The 17,509-nt window shown below is 53.1% G+C and carries 16 protein-coding genes and 2 pseudogenes; 7 read left to right on the top strand and 11 right to left on the bottom strand.

Annotated elements, in window-relative coordinates; genetic code table 11:
- Positions 1 to 9 precede the first annotated feature (9 nt).
- The gene (locus ACP97_RS18855; protein WP_079977513.1) at positions 10 to 1,194 is read left to right on the top strand and encodes a pyridoxal phosphate-dependent aminotransferase; all 1,185 of its coding nucleotides are present in this window, start codon (positions 10 to 12) and stop codon (positions 1,192 to 1,194) included.
- Between the two features lie 28 nt (positions 1,195 to 1,222).
- Here the strand turns inward: ACP97_RS18855 and ACP97_RS02365 are convergent.
- Positions 1,223 to 2,214 (bottom strand): annotated as a pseudogene (locus ACP97_RS02365) (transposase).
- 128 nt (positions 2,215 to 2,342) lie between these two features.
- On the opposite strand from ACP97_RS02365, the gene nhaC reads away from it, so the two are divergent.
- The 3 genes from nhaC (at position 2,343) to ACP97_RS02375 (ending at position 5,552) form a co-directional block, all read left to right on the top strand.
- Positions 2,343 to 3,803 carry a Na+/H+ antiporter NhaC gene (gene nhaC, locus ACP97_RS02370; protein ID WP_161782613.1) on the top strand — a complete coding sequence of 487 codons (1,461 nt, stop codon included), beginning with the start codon at positions 2,343 to 2,345 and terminating at the stop codon, positions 3,801 to 3,803.
- A 170-nt stretch (positions 3,804 to 3,973) separates the two neighbouring features.
- Positions 3,974 to 4,819: an isoaspartyl peptidase/L-asparaginase gene (locus tag ACP97_RS18860; protein WP_079977514.1), complete on the top strand. Its 846-nt coding sequence runs from the start codon at positions 3,974 to 3,976 to the stop codon at positions 4,817 to 4,819.
- Between the two features lie 223 nt (positions 4,820 to 5,042).
- Positions 5,043 to 5,552, top strand: a complete 510-nt coding sequence (locus ACP97_RS02375) for a hypothetical protein (protein ID WP_049996241.1) — start codon at positions 5,043 to 5,045, stop codon at positions 5,550 to 5,552.
- Positions 5,553 to 5,757: 205 nt separating this feature from the next.
- Here ACP97_RS02375 and ACP97_RS02380 read toward each other — a convergent pair whose 3' ends face one another.
- A complete protein-coding gene (locus ACP97_RS02380; RefSeq protein WP_049996242.1) occupies positions 5,758 to 6,750 on the bottom strand; it encodes a transcription initiation factor IIB in 993 nt (330 codons plus the stop codon).
- Between the two features lie 524 nt (positions 6,751 to 7,274).
- On the opposite strand from ACP97_RS02380, the gene ACP97_RS02385 reads away from it, so the two are divergent.
- Positions 7,275 to 7,565, top strand: coding sequence for a hypothetical protein (locus ACP97_RS02385; RefSeq protein WP_049996243.1), 291 nt, complete (start codon positions 7,275 to 7,277; stop codon positions 7,563 to 7,565).
- Positions 7,566 to 7,600: 35 nt separating this feature from the next.
- Here the strand turns inward: ACP97_RS02385 and ACP97_RS02390 are convergent, their stop codons facing one another.
- The 8 genes and pseudogenes from ACP97_RS02390 to ACP97_RS20275 all read right to left on the bottom strand — a co-directional run bounded on the left by ACP97_RS02390 (position 7,601) and on the right by ACP97_RS20275 (position 12,291).
- Entirely contained in the window at positions 7,601 to 8,197 is a 597-nt protein-coding gene (locus tag ACP97_RS02390; protein WP_049996244.1) for a TetR/AcrR family transcriptional regulator, read from the bottom strand.
- 46 nt (positions 8,198 to 8,243) lie between these two features.
- Positions 8,244 to 8,432, bottom strand: a complete 189-nt coding sequence (locus tag ACP97_RS02395; RefSeq protein ID WP_049996245.1) for a hypothetical protein — start codon at positions 8,430 to 8,432, stop codon at positions 8,244 to 8,246.
- A 150-nt stretch (positions 8,433 to 8,582) separates the two neighbouring features.
- Positions 8,583 to 8,849, bottom strand: a pseudogene (locus ACP97_RS18865) (OsmC family protein); the annotation flags it as partial.
- Positions 8,850 to 9,519: 670 nt separating this feature from the next.
- Positions 9,520 to 10,197: a helix-turn-helix domain-containing protein gene (locus ACP97_RS02410; RefSeq protein ID WP_049996248.1), complete on the bottom strand. Its 678-nt coding sequence runs from the start codon at positions 10,195 to 10,197 to the stop codon at positions 9,520 to 9,522.
- 94 nt (positions 10,198 to 10,291) lie between these two features.
- A complete protein-coding gene (locus tag ACP97_RS02415; RefSeq protein ID WP_049996335.1) occupies positions 10,292 to 10,483 on the bottom strand; it encodes a hypothetical protein in 192 nt (63 codons plus the stop codon).
- Positions 10,484 to 10,802: 319 nt separating this feature from the next.
- Positions 10,803 to 11,393, bottom strand: coding sequence for a hypothetical protein (locus tag ACP97_RS02420; protein WP_049996336.1), 591 nt, complete (start codon positions 11,391 to 11,393; stop codon positions 10,803 to 10,805).
- Between the two features lie 349 nt (positions 11,394 to 11,742).
- Positions 11,743 to 11,943 carry a dodecin gene (locus tag ACP97_RS02425; RefSeq protein WP_049996249.1) on the bottom strand — a complete coding sequence of 67 codons (201 nt, stop codon included), beginning with the start codon at positions 11,941 to 11,943 and terminating at the stop codon, positions 11,743 to 11,745.
- A gap of 117 nt (positions 11,944 to 12,060) precedes the next feature.
- Positions 12,061 to 12,291: a hypothetical protein gene (locus tag ACP97_RS20275; protein ID WP_154019912.1), complete on the bottom strand. Its 231-nt coding sequence runs from the start codon at positions 12,289 to 12,291 to the stop codon at positions 12,061 to 12,063.
- Between the two features lie 111 nt (positions 12,292 to 12,402).
- Here ACP97_RS20275 and ACP97_RS20685 point away from each other — a divergent pair, with 111 nt between their 5' ends.
- Entirely contained in the window at positions 12,403 to 14,358 is a 1,956-nt protein-coding gene (locus tag ACP97_RS20685; RefSeq protein ID WP_049996251.1) for a S9 family peptidase, read from the top strand.
- 1,041 nt (positions 14,359 to 15,399) lie between these two features.
- Positions 15,400 to 16,611, top strand: a complete 1,212-nt coding sequence (locus ACP97_RS02445) for an MFS transporter (RefSeq protein WP_049996253.1) — start codon at positions 15,400 to 15,402, stop codon at positions 16,609 to 16,611.
- A 559-nt stretch (positions 16,612 to 17,170) separates the two neighbouring features.
- Here ACP97_RS02445 and ACP97_RS02455 read toward each other — a convergent pair.
- Entirely contained in the window at positions 17,171 to 17,476 is a 306-nt protein-coding gene (locus tag ACP97_RS02455) for a hypothetical protein (RefSeq protein WP_049996255.1), read from the bottom strand.
- Positions 17,477 to 17,509: the final 33 nt, after the last annotated feature.

Below are 17,509 nucleotides of genomic sequence, written 5' to 3' on the forward strand. Positions count from 1 at the left end.
CTACGTACTATGGATCAACACATACCTGCCTCTTTGTCCGATAATGCAGCCAACCTTCCTGAGTCAGGGATTCGAAAAATGTTCAATTTGGCAGAGGAGCAGGATGACGACCTCGTTCGACTTGAACTTGGGGAACCAGACTTCGATACTCCTGAGCATATTGTAGATGCAGCTTACGAGGCCGCTCAGAACGGGGCTACTCGATATACACATAGCGCCGGAATGCCGAAATTGCGAAAGGCTGTCGCAGAGATGACCCAAGAGAGTGGAAGAAAAACAGATTCGGCCTCAGAAGTATTGATCACGACGGGAGCCATTGAGGCCATTTATTTCGCTCTCCTTACTACAACAAATCCAGGAGAAGAGGTTATTGTTCCTACCCCCGCTTGGTCAAGCTACTATACACAAGCCAAAGCGTTAGGAATAAACTTGACCGAGGTGCCTATGCCAGAAGATGAAGGATTTGACATTTCTCCGGATCGCCTCTCAAACGCGATAACTGACGAGACTAGTTGTGTAATAATAAACACACCATGTAATCCTACCGGACAAGTGTATGGCGAAGAAGATCTCAAAGAAGTTGTTGAAATAGCAAATGAAAATGGATCTTACGTGATATTCGATATTGTTTACGAGAATCTTAGCTATACAGATAAGTCACCGAATATTTCAGCTATTGCTGATGATGCTAATAACGTGCTATTGGCACACTCATTTTCAAAGACATATGCGATGACTGGATGGCGTGTTGGTTGGCTCATTGGACCCGAACCGATTATTGATGCAGGAGCAAAATTACACCAGGCTACTACCTCTTGTGTCTCTAGTGTCTCTCAACATGCAGCACTTGCGGCTCTGAATGGTCCACAAACCCCGAGTACTGAGATGTATCAGGCGTTTCAGAGCCGTCGAGACTACTTCGTAAAACGAGTGGATTCAATACCAGAAATAACTTGTGCAAATCCACAAGGAACGTTCTATGCATTTCCAAATGTTAGTGCGCTTGAGGGGTCCAGCTTCGAGATAGCTAAGCGGCTGCTCTTAGAGTATGGGGTAGTGACCGTCCCTGGAACCAGTTTCGGGGCCGCAGGCTCAGGCTATCTTCGGTTGAGTTTTGCTAATAGTATGGAACAACTCGAACTCGCACTGGACCGTCTAGAAGAAATGGTCTACGATGAGCTGAAAATTAGCTAATACTAGAGAGCGTGTCATAGAATCCATCTCATGACGTGAACATCTCGCGGCCCGGATTGTCTCCTCGTTCATCGTTGCTGACTGCGACAATCATTCGGAGACACAGTGCAACGAACACCTGCGGCCGTGCATGGACGCGGCCCCCAGGCACGGACGGGTTTAAGGCCGCAGTCATTGACCACATCATTCGTTCGTTCAACCGGTGTCCGGCGGTTGTACATCTCGTCTAAGATTGACCGTTTGAGCTGAACGGCCTCGCTGTGCTTTTCGATGCGGTCTTCGAGCCTGTACTCAATATTAAGCGGATTGTCGGTGTTGCGGGGGGTCGTACGGGGCGATTGGCACGACCCCTGTCTTCCAGCAGGTGGTCGTGCCAGTCCAGCGTGTCGTACGCACTGTCGCCGATCATCCAGATCGGGTGTCTGACGACGAGTGCGTCAGCTGTGACGCGCATCGCCGTCTCCTGGAGCTTGTTTTGCTGGCGTGAGCTCCGGCTGTGATGAGAACCGTTGCTCCTTCCGAGACAATCGTACACCCGAAGCCGTAGTAGTGCTTTTCAGTGGTTGAGTTGTGGTTCCACGGAACTTCGTCGTTCCATGCAACCCCTTCGACGTTAGTCAAATCGATCCGGTACGAAGAGTCGGGCAGGTCAGAACGGCGGCCTACTCGACAAGGAGATCAAACGCATCGTCAACAACGTGTTTAAGGTTGGTGGGAAAGCAATCGACCGTGCCTCTCGGCAGCGGTTGATCGAAGCCACAGCTTAACCAAACCAGCGGCTTCTAGAGTGTTCGTGCAACAGGACGAGTGCCGAGACGTCCTCGTAGTAGTGGAGAAAGCCTCTGAAGAGTTTTAGTGGCTCATGAACTCATGTTCGCTCCTTTGCAGGGACGAACACATCGTACTCCAACAGAATCCGAAAGAGAGATACTCAAACAGCGGTACTGTCTCAGCCGCCGCGCCATTCAAGAAATCGTCGACAGAAGTGATGTTTTGCAGGATTTGGACATTGTTGGGCACAATTCTCACGCTCTGCAACTTCGTACATAACGTTTTCTATGATACACTACCTGGTCCAACAATTTACTATGATTAGAGTTTCTATGAATCACAATAGCTTTTTATGTATTGAATCAGATGTCCGCTATGTGGCTGAAACAAACAATCCGACTTCTTCACAGGAAGATCAGATTACTCTTGAATCTACCCCAGTGACGTTTGCAGGCGCTGTTACGATATTGGCCGTCACTCTCTTATTATTGATTGTTGGATCGTTAGTATTTGATGTTGATATAGCTATTCTCCTAATGTTAGCTTCGATGTTTACATCTACAGTCTACATATACTATTATGGTTTCTCTTGGCAAGAAATGTTAGAAAACGGTGCAATACCTATGCTAAGTAGAGCAATGGGCGCGTTTCTCATCTTACTAATTGTAGGTATTCTTATCGGAACGTGGATGATATCAGGAACTATACCATATTTAATGTATATCGGTCTTCAAGTGCTTAGTCCGTCTATATTTTTAGTTGCGACAGCAATAATACTTAGCGCAGGTGCCCTCGTAACGGGTACCTCATACGGCGCGGGAGCTACTTTTGGAGTGGCTCTCATGGGCGTTGCAGAAGGATTAGGCATTCCACTGGCTCCAACTGCTGGAGCAGTTGTCATGGGGGCATATTTTGGTGACAAGTTGAGTCCAATATCGGATACTACCATTTTAGCCTCAGCTATTGCGGAGGATGATCTTATCGACCACATCCGATCTATGCTTTACACTACAATTCCAGGGTATATTTTGGGATTGGGTGTGTTCCTTGTGATAGGGCTTCAGATGGGTGGTGGGTCTGTTCAATCGGAAAATATTTCTGCTATTCTCCAAGCTTTGCAACAGACATTCAACCTGACACCGATTTTGCTAATACCACCACTACTCCTTCTTGGTCTTTCGTATTTGCGTTATCCCACAGTACCTGTTCTATGGGTGTCGATTTTTGCAGGGGTGCCGTTTGCACTCTTCCAAGGATATGGTATTGCTGAGATCGCCCAAGTGATGGCATCTGGGCCAGAAATATCAACTCAGGTGGATGCATTGAACGAGTTGCTCACTCGCGGGGGTGTTGATTTCTTGGCCGGTGTAGTGAGCGTACTCTTCTTTGCTTACCTCTTTGCAGGTCAATTAGAATACACGCGTACGTTCGAGATAATCACATCTACCATTCGAGACAATTTCGTCGGGGACGATCCCGGAAAGCTTGTGTTTAGCACCTCTATAACAGGTCTACTCACAGGTTTGGGCACTGGCAACTCTTACCTCTCGGAAATCGTTCCTGGTATAATGTATAAAGATAGCTATGATAATTTGGGCGTCAGTAGATCAGTCCTTTCTAGAACACTCGAAGATTCAGGGACTGTTTGGGTACCTCTGATTCCTTGGTCTGCAGCGGGGCTTTATTTCTCAAGTATACTTGGAGTTCCGACGCTCTCCTATGCCCCATGGGCTATTATGAACTACACTGGGTTTATGATTGCATGGATATATGCTTTTACTGATACATTTATATTCGACCAGGGTACGATGGATGGCACGATTTCTACAGATGACTGAGATAGCGCCACTGTCTCAAGATTAGCCGTTTAGGTCAAGTATTGTAGGATTACAGCGTTGAATTGATTGAATCCCGATATCTGCAGGGTTTCAAGAATCACTCAGTATAAGAGATCCATGTGTGATCGAATTGGGAAAACTATTTGATTGTAATGCCCAACTAGTCCAATATGAAAACTATTGTACACGGAGGCGTCACCAGTGAGACTTCTCAGCAACAATCAGTTCTGCAGAAGGCCTCAGAAGCAGGGACACAAGAAAATAATCCCACCGATGCCGTGATTTCCGCCATTCATATTTTAGAATCATGTGATCTCTTCAATGCTGGTACTGGAAGCGCTGTACAGTCTGATGGGATTATTCGGACAGATGCTGGACTAATGACCGAGGATCTCGAAGTTGGTGCAGCGTGTTCAATGGCGAATATAGAGCATGCTATTGATGTCGCTAGAGTAGTGAAAGAAAAAACGCCTCACATATTGATTTCGGGGAAGAATGCAGTCAATCTCGCATCTGACTTTGACATAAGTACTGATGAGGACCTCTGGACAAACGAATCACGTGAGAGGTGGGAAAGTCTTAACCATCCAGTAGCTGCCTCACCAAAGACACAATTAGAATGGCTACAAGAACACTTTGGTGGTTTTGACACTGTGGGTGCAGTAGCTACTGATGGCAACAATACCGCTGCGGCGACCTCCACAGGCGGGCGGTGGCTAGCTCTGGCTGGCAGAGTTGGTGATGTTCCGCAGCCAGGATCCGGATTTTATTGTACGCCCGCTGGCGGTGTAAGTACTACTGGGGCTGGCGAAGATATTGCACGGACGAACCTCTCTCAACGTACTATTGGATATATATCTGACGGCTTTGATCCTCAGCAAGCTGTTGACCAAGCTATTGAGGAATTTGTCGAATTGACCGATTCTGTAGCCGGCATCATAGCTATCGATGCTGAAGGAAACACTGGTGTCACGGATAATCGAAACGGGATGGTAAGTTCTATAACGAGCAGTTGAGCTTTCCAATAGGAGTAATGCCCTAATGAGGTACAGAGAGTACTGGATCTGCGAATTTACTCGTGCTTAGCTCTCTAATCCCAAGTGCACGTGTAAACATGACCATGGTGTAGCTGAGCTCGGTTTGGCATGAGTCGGTTAAACCATACTCCTTTACGAGAATCCGAATGGCCACCTTGCTGCGCCCGCAGACTTACGTCTGCCTACCACTAATCTGCAGGATATGACTTCCCGCCACTGGCTGTACTTCGGCGGCTTCGTTGTTACTACAGTACTGCTGGTCGGTGCCAGTCTATTGGGCATACTAGAAGGTCTGTCAGCGTTCTCTGCCGGGGTTCCCGCTAACGAAGAGTTCATTCTCCTTGAACTGCTTGGAGCGGCTGCTGAATGGGTTGTAGCCGTGCTTACCCTTGGAATAGTTGCACTGATGTTTCTTGCTGCGACAGTGGTGTCTGTCCTCCGAAGCGCGTCACTCCCCCGTAACGACCGGTTGGTCTCCATCGTCGAGCGAGTCGAACGCCGATACCCGCTTCTCCGTCACTTCGATATCGCTGAAAAGGTCAAGCCGACGAGGGAAGACCGCCAACAGCGACTCAGAGAGCAATACGTTCAGGGTGAGATCGGTGAAGCCGAGTTCGAACGTGAGATGGCGCAGGTGATGGACGAAACGCCAGATGAGCCATCACAGTCGGAAACCAAGAGGAATGTCGAACTCGAGGACTACTCGCGGTAACCAATTCACTACGAAATGACTCTACACCGCGCTACAGTAGCGTGTAGCACCAGTACTCGCGTATTGCCTCTTTCAACCAGCTATACATGACGCATGGTCGGCCTTGTGAAAGAGATGAGTCAACGCAGTAGCGGAGGTACGACGAACCCGCTCTCATAGCAGTGTGCTCGACACTCTGGCAAGAGTTATGCATCGTGGGCTTGGCTTACGGAACTTGTAGGTCTTCGCCGATTTCGAGCAGGTCTTGGTATCGCTTGCGGATGGTGACCGTCGAGATGTCGGCCACTTCGCCAACGGCTGGCTGAGTAACTTTCTCGTTCGTGAGCAATGCTCCAGCGTAAACCGCAGCAGCTGCAAGCCCCACGGGATTCTTCCCGCTCAGATAGCTCTCCTCAGTTTCGATCACCGTGGTGAGCAGGGCACGGCTCCGTTGGGTGGCCTCTTCGGACAGATCGAGCTCCGAAGCGAATCGGGGAAGGTAATCCAACGGGTCCGCAGGCTCGATTTCGAGCCCTAACTCGCGGGTAAGGTGGCGATACGCTCGTGTGATCCGGAGTCGCTCGATACGAGACACAGCAGCGACTTCGTCGAGCGATCGGGGGATCCCGGCCTGTCGCGCGGCAGCGTACACCGCAACCGTGCTCATCCCCTCGATCGACCGACCACGCAGCAAGTCTTCGTCAAGGGCCCGGCGGTAAATCACGCCCGCGGTTTCTCGGGTCGGTTGCGGCACGCCGAGAGCACTCGCCATCCGCTCGATTTCGCCGAGGGCGTACTTGAGGTTGCGCTCTTGGGCGTTGGCGGTCTGCAAGCGGGTGTGCCACGTCCGAAGCCGGTTCATCTTCTGGCGCTGCCGGCTCGACAGACGGTTTCCATAGGCATCCTGATTCCGCCAGCCGATCTCAGTGGAGACACCCTCGTCGTGGAGCATCTTCGTCGTGGGTGAGCCGACGCGCGAGCGCTGGCCGCGTTCGCCGGCGGTGTAAGCCCGCCACTCGGGGCCGTGATCGATCTCGTTCTCATCGATGATGAAGCCACACTCAACACAGGCGGTCTCACCGTGTTTGTGATCGTGTGCGAGACGACCGTCGCACTCCGGGCAGACGGAGAGTGTCTGCCCGGCGCTGGTGCGTTCGGTCTCGGTTGCGTCCGTGCTGTCTTCGCTTGCCACGCGTTCGGTTTGTGTGGTGTCGACCATGGAGGGTTCCCGCGGAGATCGAGGCTACTGTTCAATGGTTTGTTCGCTCATTGGCATAAAATGTGGTGTGACATGGCCGGCGGTGGAGGTTTGGTATGTCTCGTTGTGAGCCCAGCACTTCTGGAACTGTGGATTGTCGGTGCATCCGCTACGCAGTGGTGTCGCCGTTGCTTGGACAACCCCGACATCGAGACAGTGAGGAGAACCTCCACTCGAGCGTTTCTCACTCGCTGGTCGGTTAGGAGCACTACCGCGGTACCGGCCAGCCAGCGAAATCGGCGGATAACTGGCCTCAGAACCGCTCTCTGTTTGCTTCGAGCGAGCGTTCTCGTGCCATTTCCTCGTTGGAGTAGATGTGGGGGTCAGTCGTTCGAACTCATCGTCTTCGGCGGATTCATCTGATATCTCCGATAACCTGCAGCGAGCGCCCGATATTCTCCGTTTTTGAATTCGCCACACAAGCACTCGCTACCGGCGAAACAGCTAAGATGGATTGTTAACGTATATTCATTTGGGTGTTAAGTGTGTACGCACCACATGGGACGGTCGAGAAAGAACGATCGGTCATCACCGAGAGTGATCGAGAGGGAACGAACCGTGTCGGCTCGGTCGAGCACCACCTCTGTGGCGTCGGGAGCCTGCTTTTGGCCGTCGGGTTCGCAGTGTTGTTCTACCCGCTTCTCGTGGAGCTTACCCTGCCGCTCGAAGTGCTCGCCACGACAGCACTCGTCTCGGCGGTCGTCCTCGTCTGGTCGGTCGGCTGGATCGGGTTCGAACTCCTCTGGGAGTGGCGTGCCGGGCGGTGGTCGCAATAATCACTGTCCGCCGTCCTCGACTGGAGACGGTCCGTCTATTCGGTGAGGAGATGTGATTCGACGAACCCTGTTACCGCTGCGCGGGTCTGGGCCGTGAGGTCCTCAGCCGTCGTCGCACGCCGAAGCATCGCCCCGTTGATGCTCGACACGAGCAGTTCCGTGGTCGTCTCGACATCGACGTCTCGGAACGTTCCGTCGTCGACACCGGCCGCGAGGACGGTTTCGAGCGTCTCGTAGATGAGATGGTCGGCGCGGGCGAACTGCTCGGAGTAGGCCGTATCCGAGAGCGCCCGCGAGCGCAACTCGAACAGTGCGACCTGTGACTCGCGTTGCTCGTCGTCTGGCGACGCCGGCAGGAACTCGTCGATGAGTGTCCACAACTGCTCGTCGGGACTGTTTTCGGTGTCGATTGCGTCCTCGATGGTGAACTCGTCGAGCATATGTTCTAGAAAAGCGATGAGAATCTCGTCTTTCGTGTCGTAGTGGTAGTACAGCAACGATTTGCTCTTCGGAAACTCGTTGGCGATCGCCTGAATCGTGAGATTGGCGTAACCGTGCTCGCAGAGCGCCTGATAGGTTGCTTCCATGATCTCCGACTGCGTACTGGGTTGGTCGGTCGTGTCCGCGTCCATGTAGACTAACTATTCAGTCAACGATGAAAAGGCTGTCGCCCTCGCCTCACCACTCGTTGATGTACTGGTCGAACCACACGTCCAGTAGCCTGACGAGCACCACCGCGAACCCGGTTTCGCTGCTCCAGACCGCGGCTTCACGACGAACTCCTGGCAGTTCCTCATCACCGGGAACACTTATCAGGACCGTATTGGCGTCGACGACGAGGACGCGACCGCTGCGCGAATCCCGCACATCAGCGATGCTCCCTGAGGCTAAGACTACAACCGAGACCGCTGTGGCTTGATTACCATGGACGTTCCCGCGGATACTGACGTCCGCATGGAGGTCCTCCCGAAGCGCGTCGTGTACATGACAGAGAGCGTTCGCACGTTCAACGATTGCCCCAAGTGTTTCCTCATCAAGATCGCCTTCGACGGCTACTGCAAATCGAATGGCTTCGAGGTTATCATCAGCATCTCGATCGATCTCAGTATCAATCTCGACACGGCCGAGGTCGCCAGCATTCCGTTGCTGTGCACCAACATGAAGCGCTACGGTATAGCAGGATGCGTAGAGCGTGTCATAGAAAGGTTGGCATAGTTTCGGGCCACCGTGCGAGAAGCTCGCTACCGCTAGTTCAGGATCACGACGATATCGTCCGCGCTTCAGACACTGTTTCTCAGTACGCTACTGAGCTGTATGACGAATTCTATGACACGCTCTCCAGTCGTACTACAGGCTACGATAGCCTGTTGGCTAATTAGGTGTCCAAAAGGTACCCCTTTCTGACCTCCACCCAGAACTCCCAGCTGCCAGAGCGTGGAGTCAGCAACCGTGCCATGGCACACCTCTTAACTGATTTCTACCATGATTTTCCAGAAGTGGGCCGACGTACTCGCGGGTGCGACCCCACTGCTACGAACAGTATTAGGCTTCCATTTGATCGAGTGCTTGTTCGAGGTGATCCTGTCGGTTGGCGTTTCGTTGGAGGACTTCTGTTGACCACTTTGACACCTCATATTCGAGCGCGTAGACGGTCTCGTTCGTCAAAATCACCATACTGGTTGCGTTTTCTGTCCGTTCCTCATGTCGCTCGTCGATCGAGGTTGTTCCGAGAATGATGAGCGCTTCGACTTCCTCGTGGGCCCGTATCCGGTTTCGTTCCGTACGATTGAGTGGTTTGGAAGGTAATATGCTAACTATGTTCATTAGCTAGCCAAAAACGTATTGAGCATTCTAACGGCTGACATTGCAAGTGACGGGCTCCAGTTGGGAGTTCTCATTGAATCGAGATTCAACCAAGACTGATGGGACTGTCGATATTCCATAGTAGCCCAATTCACGATTCATTTTGTTTTGCTTGGACTGCACCAACCAGTAGTGCGTCTTCGATGAGTGCGCCTGTCGCGCGCCGGAGCCGTTCGGACAGCGCTTGATGCGAAATGCCGAGTTCGTCGGCGAGCTCGCTCTGTTCGGTCTCACGAGGCACCTGATAGTAACCTTCAACGAGAGCGGTGCTAAGCGCTTCAAACTGTGGCTCTGTAAGCCCATAGAAGCCAGCAGGTTCGCCTTCCATCTCCCGGATAGCAGTCACCTCAAAGGTAAGACCCTCTTCATCGACGAAGTTAGTCGTCTTCGTCAGAGCGTCGCGATCAGGGTAGAGCACGCGGAGATACCAGCGTCCATCAGTTCCGTATGCGTCCGTGATCGTCGCACTGGAGTTCGTCAGCATCTGGAGAACGACTTGCACTTCAGAAACCCATTCCATGCGATACAAGTGTTCGTTGTCGAACGACGACAACAGCGTGAGATCTCGGATGCTAGGATCGTTCTCGAAGGCGGTTGTGATGGCTTCACGGTCGGCGTTGCGAATCCACACGAGCGGCATAGCTGCTTCGTCGCCGCTCTGCACGACGCGTTCGACTTCGAATTCAACATCCGGTAGTGAACTCAACGCCTCGTAGAGCGCGAACTCCTCGGCTGGGATCTCGCCTCGAACAACACATGCACTGGACATGCAGAGTACTCGTGGTCAACAGGCAAAAGGGTTGATTAGATCTCCCACCTCACGATCGAATCGCGATAGTGACTATAACAGTACTTCTACGTGGTCACTCTGAATCTTGCTGTTTGAGGTAGATCGCGAACCCAATCATCGTGGGCGGCCACAGTCCCACAAACATTCCACGTTGCTGATTATCTCGGATGTAGTATTCGTACAATGCGAGTGCTACTGAACCAAGAGCAGCAAACGCGAGATACGGCGCACCTGACTCTTCCGGCATCGCTTCTGATTCGGACATACAGACTATATCGATCTGCTTCACACTTATGTCACTGGCTTGCAACAGCAAGTAATAGCACGATACAAGAGACAGCGATTGTCACAAAACTCGTGTGTACAGTGCAGCCAGTGATAACGGGGTACACAAGAGGACTTTTACATAGAAACAGATCAGCGAAGAAACGCTACTTTCTTAGTGCACGGTTCGGTCTGCGTTCGGTGACTTACAGAAAATCGAAAGAGTAACAAAACATCTATATTTCTAGATGCTCGAAAGAAACTCTACGAAATCGTGCGACGCTTGTTGCCCAGTTCGATATCAGCTCATTCCCGAATGGCTATTTGTTGAGAGTTGGGTCCTGAATTTCCTCAGCGTCCTCAGCAATCCGGACACGTGCGTCTGGGTGCTGGTCGGGGCCTTCAACGATTTCTCCACGATCTCTGAGTTCTTCTATACCAGCTTTAACCGCGTCAGGATCAGCCTGTCCGATTACGGCAACGATATCAATGAGTTTGCTCTCGGGGACGCCATACCCGGTTCCACGGGGGCCGAAGACTTCGAAGTCTTCGGCATCGTCACGCAGAAACCGAACGTATTCGCGAATATTCGTTGATCCCGAGAGCGCACCATGCCAGGATGCCGGATAGACACTTATCCGGTTGTTGCCGAGAGAGTAGATAGTATTGCTATCAACCCATGTTTCAATGTCAGTGGTCCGCGCATCTACTGTTTCATCAAATGCCCCGCTGTTGAAGCTCTCTTCTGCACCATTAGCTAACGCTTCCGAGTACTGTGCTACTGTCTCTCTACTCACCCCCATTTCTCTATTTGGATGGTATATCTCAACTAACTCGACGAGTTCCTCAGCGAGAAGGTTCTGGCTTCTGCTCTCAGCCTCTGAGACGATTCTCTCGTTGATTTTGGTCATTACCTTGCGTATGGCTGCAACGCGAATAAGCAGTCGGGTAGTGGCTCTCATGACCGATAGCTGATCTGAAAATGTTGAACGGATCCGCAGAACGTTCATACAGAAGGAAGCCAAAAGGAGAGTATGGCAACAGCCACCTGTGGTGAGTGCGGCAACGAAACAGAATACGACGAGACAGACTCTTCAGACCAGATTCCGTGTACACACTGTAACAATATGATCGAAGTATAACTCTACAGGGCGTTCTCACCGCTACTAGTACGCTCGCAAGCGTCAACCGTTGAGTGAAAATCGATCAACGTGACTGGTATTCGACTCAGCAATCGAGACTTGCTGGCGCACTAGAGCGCTATTCTTCGACTTCGAAAGAGACCTTGACCTCGGCTTGGTATTCGTGGCCATCTTCAGTGGCCACCTCGACACTCAGTCCTTCGACTTCGATCCAGTGAACGTTGTCGAGAGTATCGGTTGCCCGTTGAGCAGCGCTATCAACCGCATCTTCGAAGCTTTCCGGGCTAGTTCCGATCAAATTGACTTTCTTGTACGTCATGCCAGCTTCAATAGGGGACAATCACTAATTAACAGGATGCTTGCACTACGATCCCTCTCATTCGGTGTAGATGGCTCGTCGAGGTCGGGCAGGTTAGCTTCACCGACGCCCGGTTCCTCAGGCGTCCGGTAGGTATCGGCGAGACCGCTTTTTGCTTATCTCTGTGACCACAGCGCTCTCACTCCGGAAAAGCTTCACGTCCTCTTCGACCGGCCGCACCCTCCACGCGAGCAACTCCTCGATGTATTCGCGGGCCTCTGCCAGCGTCTCGTTGTCCTGTTTGGGCAGGCCTTCGGCGAGGTACTTCGGCAACTGCCCCGGAGGGGCCGGTGGATCCTGTTCGGTCATAGCCACCTTATGTAGCATGCAAGGGTGCATAAACTCACCGAGCGTTACATAAGATAACATGAGGCCACTAGAGAGCGAACGTTGATTACCAAACTGGTGGAATCTACTCACATGCCAGACACCACTGGAACGAACTACGGGGAGTGGCCCTCACCGATCACACCAGGGATGATTGCCTCAAGCGGTGTTCACTTCGCCGATATCGCACTTGATGAGGGCACTGCCTGGTGGCTCGAACGACGCCCTGCCGAACAGGGGCGGGGAGTCATCGTTCGTCACGATGAAAACGGATCGGTAGATATCACGCCCTCCGAATACAACGTTCGGACGCTTGTCCACGAGTACGGCGGTGGGGATTTCCTCGTTCATCACGGTACCATCTGGTTTGCCAACTTCGAAGACCAACGACTCTACCGACAACAACCGGGTGACGACCCGGAGGCGATTACGCCCAAGCCCACAATCGATCAGGGTGACCGACACGCAGACATGGCTATTACCCCCGATGGCGAGCACCTCTACTGCGTCCGCGAGCGTCATACTGACGACGGCAGCGAACCGACGAACACGCTCGTTACGCTCCCCGCCGACGGCTCGGACGCACCCACTGTCGTGGCTGAAGGCCATGATTTCTACTCGTTCCCGCAGGTGAGTCCCGACGGCTCGCGGATCGCGTGGACGACATGGGATCACCCGTCGATGCCGTGGGACGAAACTGAACTGCACGTTGCGAACATTACCGACGACGGCCAACTCATTGACAGCCAGCAGGTCCTCGGCGGTGACGGTGAATCCGTCTTCCAGCCTGCCTGGAGTCCTGAGGGTGGGTTACACGCCGTCTCCGACCGTTCGGGCTGGTGGAACCTCTACCGAGTCGACGATGGTAATCCTATTGCGCTCTATCCAACTGAGGCGGAGTTCGGTGTGCCACAGTGGGTTTTCGGTCTCTCGACATACGCATTTCTTGACGACGGCCGTATTGCCGTTCGTTTCGGAAAAGCTAGTGACTATCAACTTGGATTACTGGATACAGAGGGCGAACTAGAAACTCTAAATCTTCCGGGCAACCGTTTCCCAGCAGCGCACATCGACACAGAAGGCGAAGATATGCTGTTCATAGCTGAGAGTCCGACACAACCGAGAAGTATCGTCCGCTCGCACCGAGAGAACGGGCTATCCGTTCTCAGTCAAGCAGCCGAAGTCGATATCGATGAAGCGTACTTTCCCGAACCCGAGCACATCACCTTTCCCACCAGTCACGACGAACAAGCACATGCGTTGTATTACCCACCACAGAACCCTGACGTAGACGAACCGATCGACGAACAACCGCCACTCGTGGTGTTGAGTCACGGCGGTCCGACAAGCGAGACACTCCCAACGCTTTCGATTAGTGGCGTTCCCTCGATCCAGTTTCTCACCACACGTGGGATCGCCGTCGCTGACGTCAACTATCGCGGGAGTACGGGCTACGGGCGGGACTACCGCGAACGACTCACCAACAAATGGGGTGTGGTCGATACTATCGATTGCGTCAACGCGGCCGAATACCTCGCCGAGCAAGGCCGAGTCGACGGTGAGCGTCTAGCGATAGAAGGCGGAAGCGCCGGTGGGTATGCCACGTTGTGTGGGCTGACCTTCCACAATACGTTTGATGCCGGAGTGAGCCACTACGGCGTGGCGGATGTCGAAGCTCTCGCTCGTGAGACGCACAAATTCGAATCACGGTATCTTGACAGTCTTATCGGTCCCTTACCTGAGGCTCAAGACACCTACCACGAGCGGTCACCTCTCTATCACGCTGATGAGATTCGCTGTCCGCTCCTCTTGCTGCAGGGTTCCGAGGACGCCGTTGTTCCACCTGCGCAAGCGAAGCAGATGGTTGATGCACTCACCGACAACGGCGTTCCTCATGCCTACCTCGAATTCGAGGGCGAACAACACGGATTCCGACGTGCGGAGTCGATTCAACGCGCCGCCGAGGCAGAACTATCTTTCTACGGACAGGTCTTCGATTTCACTCCCGCAGACGACCTTCAATCAGTAGATCTCAACACCACGGAGTAGACGAGACGGCTGCAGTGAATCGCTAGACTGCAGCAGGATGGGTCGCTAAACCGAAAGCATTGAAGCGAGAGCTTTGCGTTATCCATGACGAAGATCTCCCGCTTCATCGAGCAGTGTGTCCCGACCGCTCAAAGAGTTTCTGGCGGTGGAATTCGTGAAGTCCCCATCACTTACCCGGTTGGCGGGCGAATCCCAACTATGCCTCCAGCAAATGCTTCCCAGCAACAGCACGGAGACTTCCAACGTCATCCGCCCATTTTGTGTGATGCATGCGAGTCTGCTCTCCACTCCTCCGGAGACGGCACGATCTCATTTCTCCTTTTGGATCAGCTCACACTTCCACTCATTGGCTGCGATAGCCATCTTGGGCAGTTCACCACCATTTGTGGGTTCACTACCGAAGATAGCGCTGAACTCCTGTCCCACCGACCAGCCGGCGGTATCAGTTGTCCCAGCTGTCACCTCGCCCCGTACAACCTAAACCATCCCCTGATCCCAGTCCAGAACGGAGCAGTTGCCGTCCTTGCGTGTCCTGAGCACCAAGTAGATACCATTGAACGATTCCAGACAGGCCTTGAGCTACAGCAGAAGCTGACAACCTCCCTTGATACACTGCAATAAGTGTCATCACCTTCCTGTCAGTAAAGACGGCGAATCGCAAGACGACGATCACCTGTAACCGCGATGAGGAGAAGATGAAATCAACGAACTTCTCCTGGACCATCGCTCTTAGGTAACGTCCGAGGGCGCACAACACCATCAAGTATTACACAAGGCCGACCGGTGACAAACAGTAATTTTGCCTGCGAAAATCCGATGAAGTAGGTTCAAACAGCGCGCGACGCAATCGCGAGATATGCAGTCCCATGCACGTAACCACGTGCCCACACTGGCCCGTGGACTCTCCGCGATATCGCTCGTGTTCATGTTCAGGACAGTGCTCAGGACTCTCCCAGTCGGGACACTCCCACGCGCACCCGCCGGAATTATCGACACTACCCCATCCGTAAACGCCACTCCCTCTCTGGAGGTATTTATCGAGTGAGCAGCCGAATCTCGAACCGGTGGTGGGTCTATCTCGCACTCGGTCTCGGGAGTGTAAGCTACGGATGTCTGTTGTTCATCTGGTTCCTCCTGCCGGCGTTTTTCACACCCGTCATCGACGAGTTGGGTCTCACAGGGTGGCAGGCAGGAATACTCGCCGGAGCGATTCCACTGACATATATTCCCCTCTCGCTGGTAAGTGGACTCGCGATAGATCGGGTCGGACCACGATGGGCAATGGGAGCTGGCTTGCTCATCTTCGGGTGTGCGGGGACTGCCAGAGGCTTCGCAACCGGATTCCCGTCGCTGCTCGCGATGACGCTGCTTGTGGGCGTGGGGGCAACCGGAATTACGTTCGGTCTTCCGAAACTGGTCGCGGCACTATTCCCAGCCCAGCAAGTTGGGTCCGCGTCGACGGTCTACGTGCTCGGGTCGTACGCTGGTTCGGCCTCGGCGTTCGCAATCGGTCGGCCAATCTTGGGTCCCGCACTCGGCGGCTGGCGACATGTCTTCATCTGGAGTGGCCTCGTTGTCGTCGCATTTGCATTCGTGTGGTTTGTCGGGACAGCTCGTGTGACCTTCCAGCCGGTCAACGACGAGCGGACTTTCTCCATCGGCTCGTTTCGTCGGGATGCCGGCCGAGTGCTTTCGAATCGGAATATGATCTTGCTTGTGGTGGTCGGCATAGCGTACCTGATGGTCAGCCACGGGCTACAGGGCTGGCTCGTAACGATTTTCGAAACGCGCGGTATCCGGCCGGCGCCCGCTGGTCTGACGACAACGGTTCTCGTTGCGGGCCAAGTGATAGGGGCGCTCTCGATTCCACCGCTTTCGGATCGATTTTCGATCCGCCGTTGGGCGGTCGTTTTGGCAGGTTTGCTCGTGTCCAGCGGGACAATGATGCTGCTAGCATTCGATTCCGAACTACTCCTCGCAGCCAGCGGGATCGTCGCCGTTGGGGTAGGTCTCGGTGGAGTAGGTCCCTTACTCAGAGCCATTCCGGTAGAACTAGCGGGAATTGGCCCCAGACTGACCGCGACAGCGGTGGGATTCATCTTCGCTGTTGGAGAAGTTGGCGGGTTTCTCGGGCCATTTCTGATTGGTTCACTCCGTGATGTCACCGACTCGTTCACACCTGGACTTGCGGTGGTAGCCACGGGCGGGATAGTAATCGCTGCTGCAGGATGGCAGATGACTGGCATTCAGTAGTGTATTGAGCAATACTGATAAGCGTCACATGACAGTTGTCAGATGGTATTGTGAAGCACGTTGTTGGTGGCAACTGAGTTGCTTGAGCGAATACTCTAGACCGGAAGACGCAGTGAAACTGGTGGATCGATACTCTACTAATTCGGTCGTTCAAGAACGAAATCGCCCGGTTGCGCTCTACCAGCAATCTTCTTCATAAGAGTGGTTCTGTATAGTTAGGAGAAAGTTGTCCGAGCAGGGATGGCCGCAGACCTGAGAGTCAATCTCTTGCAGATCCGACGTCCGGAAATACTGATAGCTATTGTCGTTCCGGTCGGAGTCAACAAAGGTCGCGAGCGCGTTCTGTACGCGCTGGCGGTTTGTCAGCGACGTGGTGGTAATCATGTACGTATACGGTCCTGTGGTTCACGCGCACCCTGACCGTGCAGGGCTTTCGCAGGTTCAATCTCTGGATCGGTTGTTTTGGTGGCGCGAGATCTTGTTGAAGTCATGCCGACCATGATGGCCACCCTTGTTGCAGTTTCCTCTAACACCCCAACCAGTCGCTTGACGGTTGAGGCTATTGGACGTTCTCGCCCGTGTTTTCGAGCCGCATACTGTCAAGCTGCTCGCTGATTTCGGTGGTCTTGGTGTCGAGTTCACCAACGAATCCACTCGTTTGATCGGTCGTCGTTGCGCCCTGACTCGTCGGTTCAATTAAGCCCTCTTCTTCGAGTACGCGCAATGAATAGCGTACCTTGTGATGCTCGTAGCCGGTTTCATTCGACATCCTCACAATCCCAATGGGCTCGTTTGCGATGACCAGCCGCAGTACTTGGAGATGGCGGACCAGCATGTCTACCTCTTTTTCCATCCGATCGATCATATTGTGTGTTATCATGGAACGATGCATGTTAAG

Origin of the sequence: Halococcus sediminicola (assembly GCF_000755245.1) — an archaeon.
GTDB lineage: Archaea > Halobacteriota > Halobacteria > Halobacteriales > Halococcaceae > Halococcus > Halococcus sediminicola.

What these genes read in the sequence shown, in the direction of transcription:
- ACP97_RS18855 (WP_079977513.1), top strand. Translation starts at nt 10, where the DNA reads ATGGATCAACACATACCTGCCTCTTTGTCCGATAATGCAGCCAACCTT.
- ACP97_RS18860 (WP_079977514.1), top strand. Translation starts at nt 3,974, where the DNA reads ATGAAAACTATTGTACACGGAGGCGTCACCAGTGAGACTTCTCAGCAA.
- ACP97_RS02375 (WP_049996241.1), top strand. Translation starts at nt 5,043, where the DNA reads ATGACTTCCCGCCACTGGCTGTACTTCGGCGGCTTCGTTGTTACTACA.
- ACP97_RS02380 (WP_049996242.1), bottom strand. Translation starts at nt 6,750, where the DNA reads ATGGTCGACACCACACAAACCGAACGCGTGGCAAGCGAAGACAGCACG.
- ACP97_RS02390 (WP_049996244.1), bottom strand. Translation starts at nt 8,197, where the DNA reads ATGGACGCGGACACGACCGACCAACCCAGTACGCAGTCGGAGATCATG.
- ACP97_RS02410 (WP_049996248.1), bottom strand. Translation starts at nt 10,197, where the DNA reads ATGTCCAGTGCATGTGTTGTTCGAGGCGAGATCCCAGCCGAGGAGTTC.
- ACP97_RS02415 (WP_049996335.1), bottom strand. Translation starts at nt 10,483, where the DNA reads ATGTCCGAATCAGAAGCGATGCCGGAAGAGTCAGGTGCGCCGTATCTC.
- ACP97_RS02420 (WP_049996336.1), bottom strand. Translation starts at nt 11,393, where the DNA reads ATGACCAAAATCAACGAGAGAATCGTCTCAGAGGCTGAGAGCAGAAGC.
- ACP97_RS02425 (WP_049996249.1), bottom strand. Translation starts at nt 11,943, where the DNA reads ATGACGTACAAGAAAGTCAATTTGATCGGAACTAGCCCGGAAAGCTTC.
- ACP97_RS20275 (WP_154019912.1), bottom strand. Translation starts at nt 12,291, where the DNA reads ATGACCGAACAGGATCCACCGGCCCCTCCGGGGCAGTTGCCGAAGTAC.
- ACP97_RS20685 (WP_049996251.1), top strand. Translation starts at nt 12,403, where the DNA reads ATGCCAGACACCACTGGAACGAACTACGGGGAGTGGCCCTCACCGATC.
- ACP97_RS02455 (WP_049996255.1), bottom strand. Translation starts at nt 17,476, where the DNA reads ATGATCGATCGGATGGAAAAAGAGGTAGACATGCTGGTCCGCCATCTC.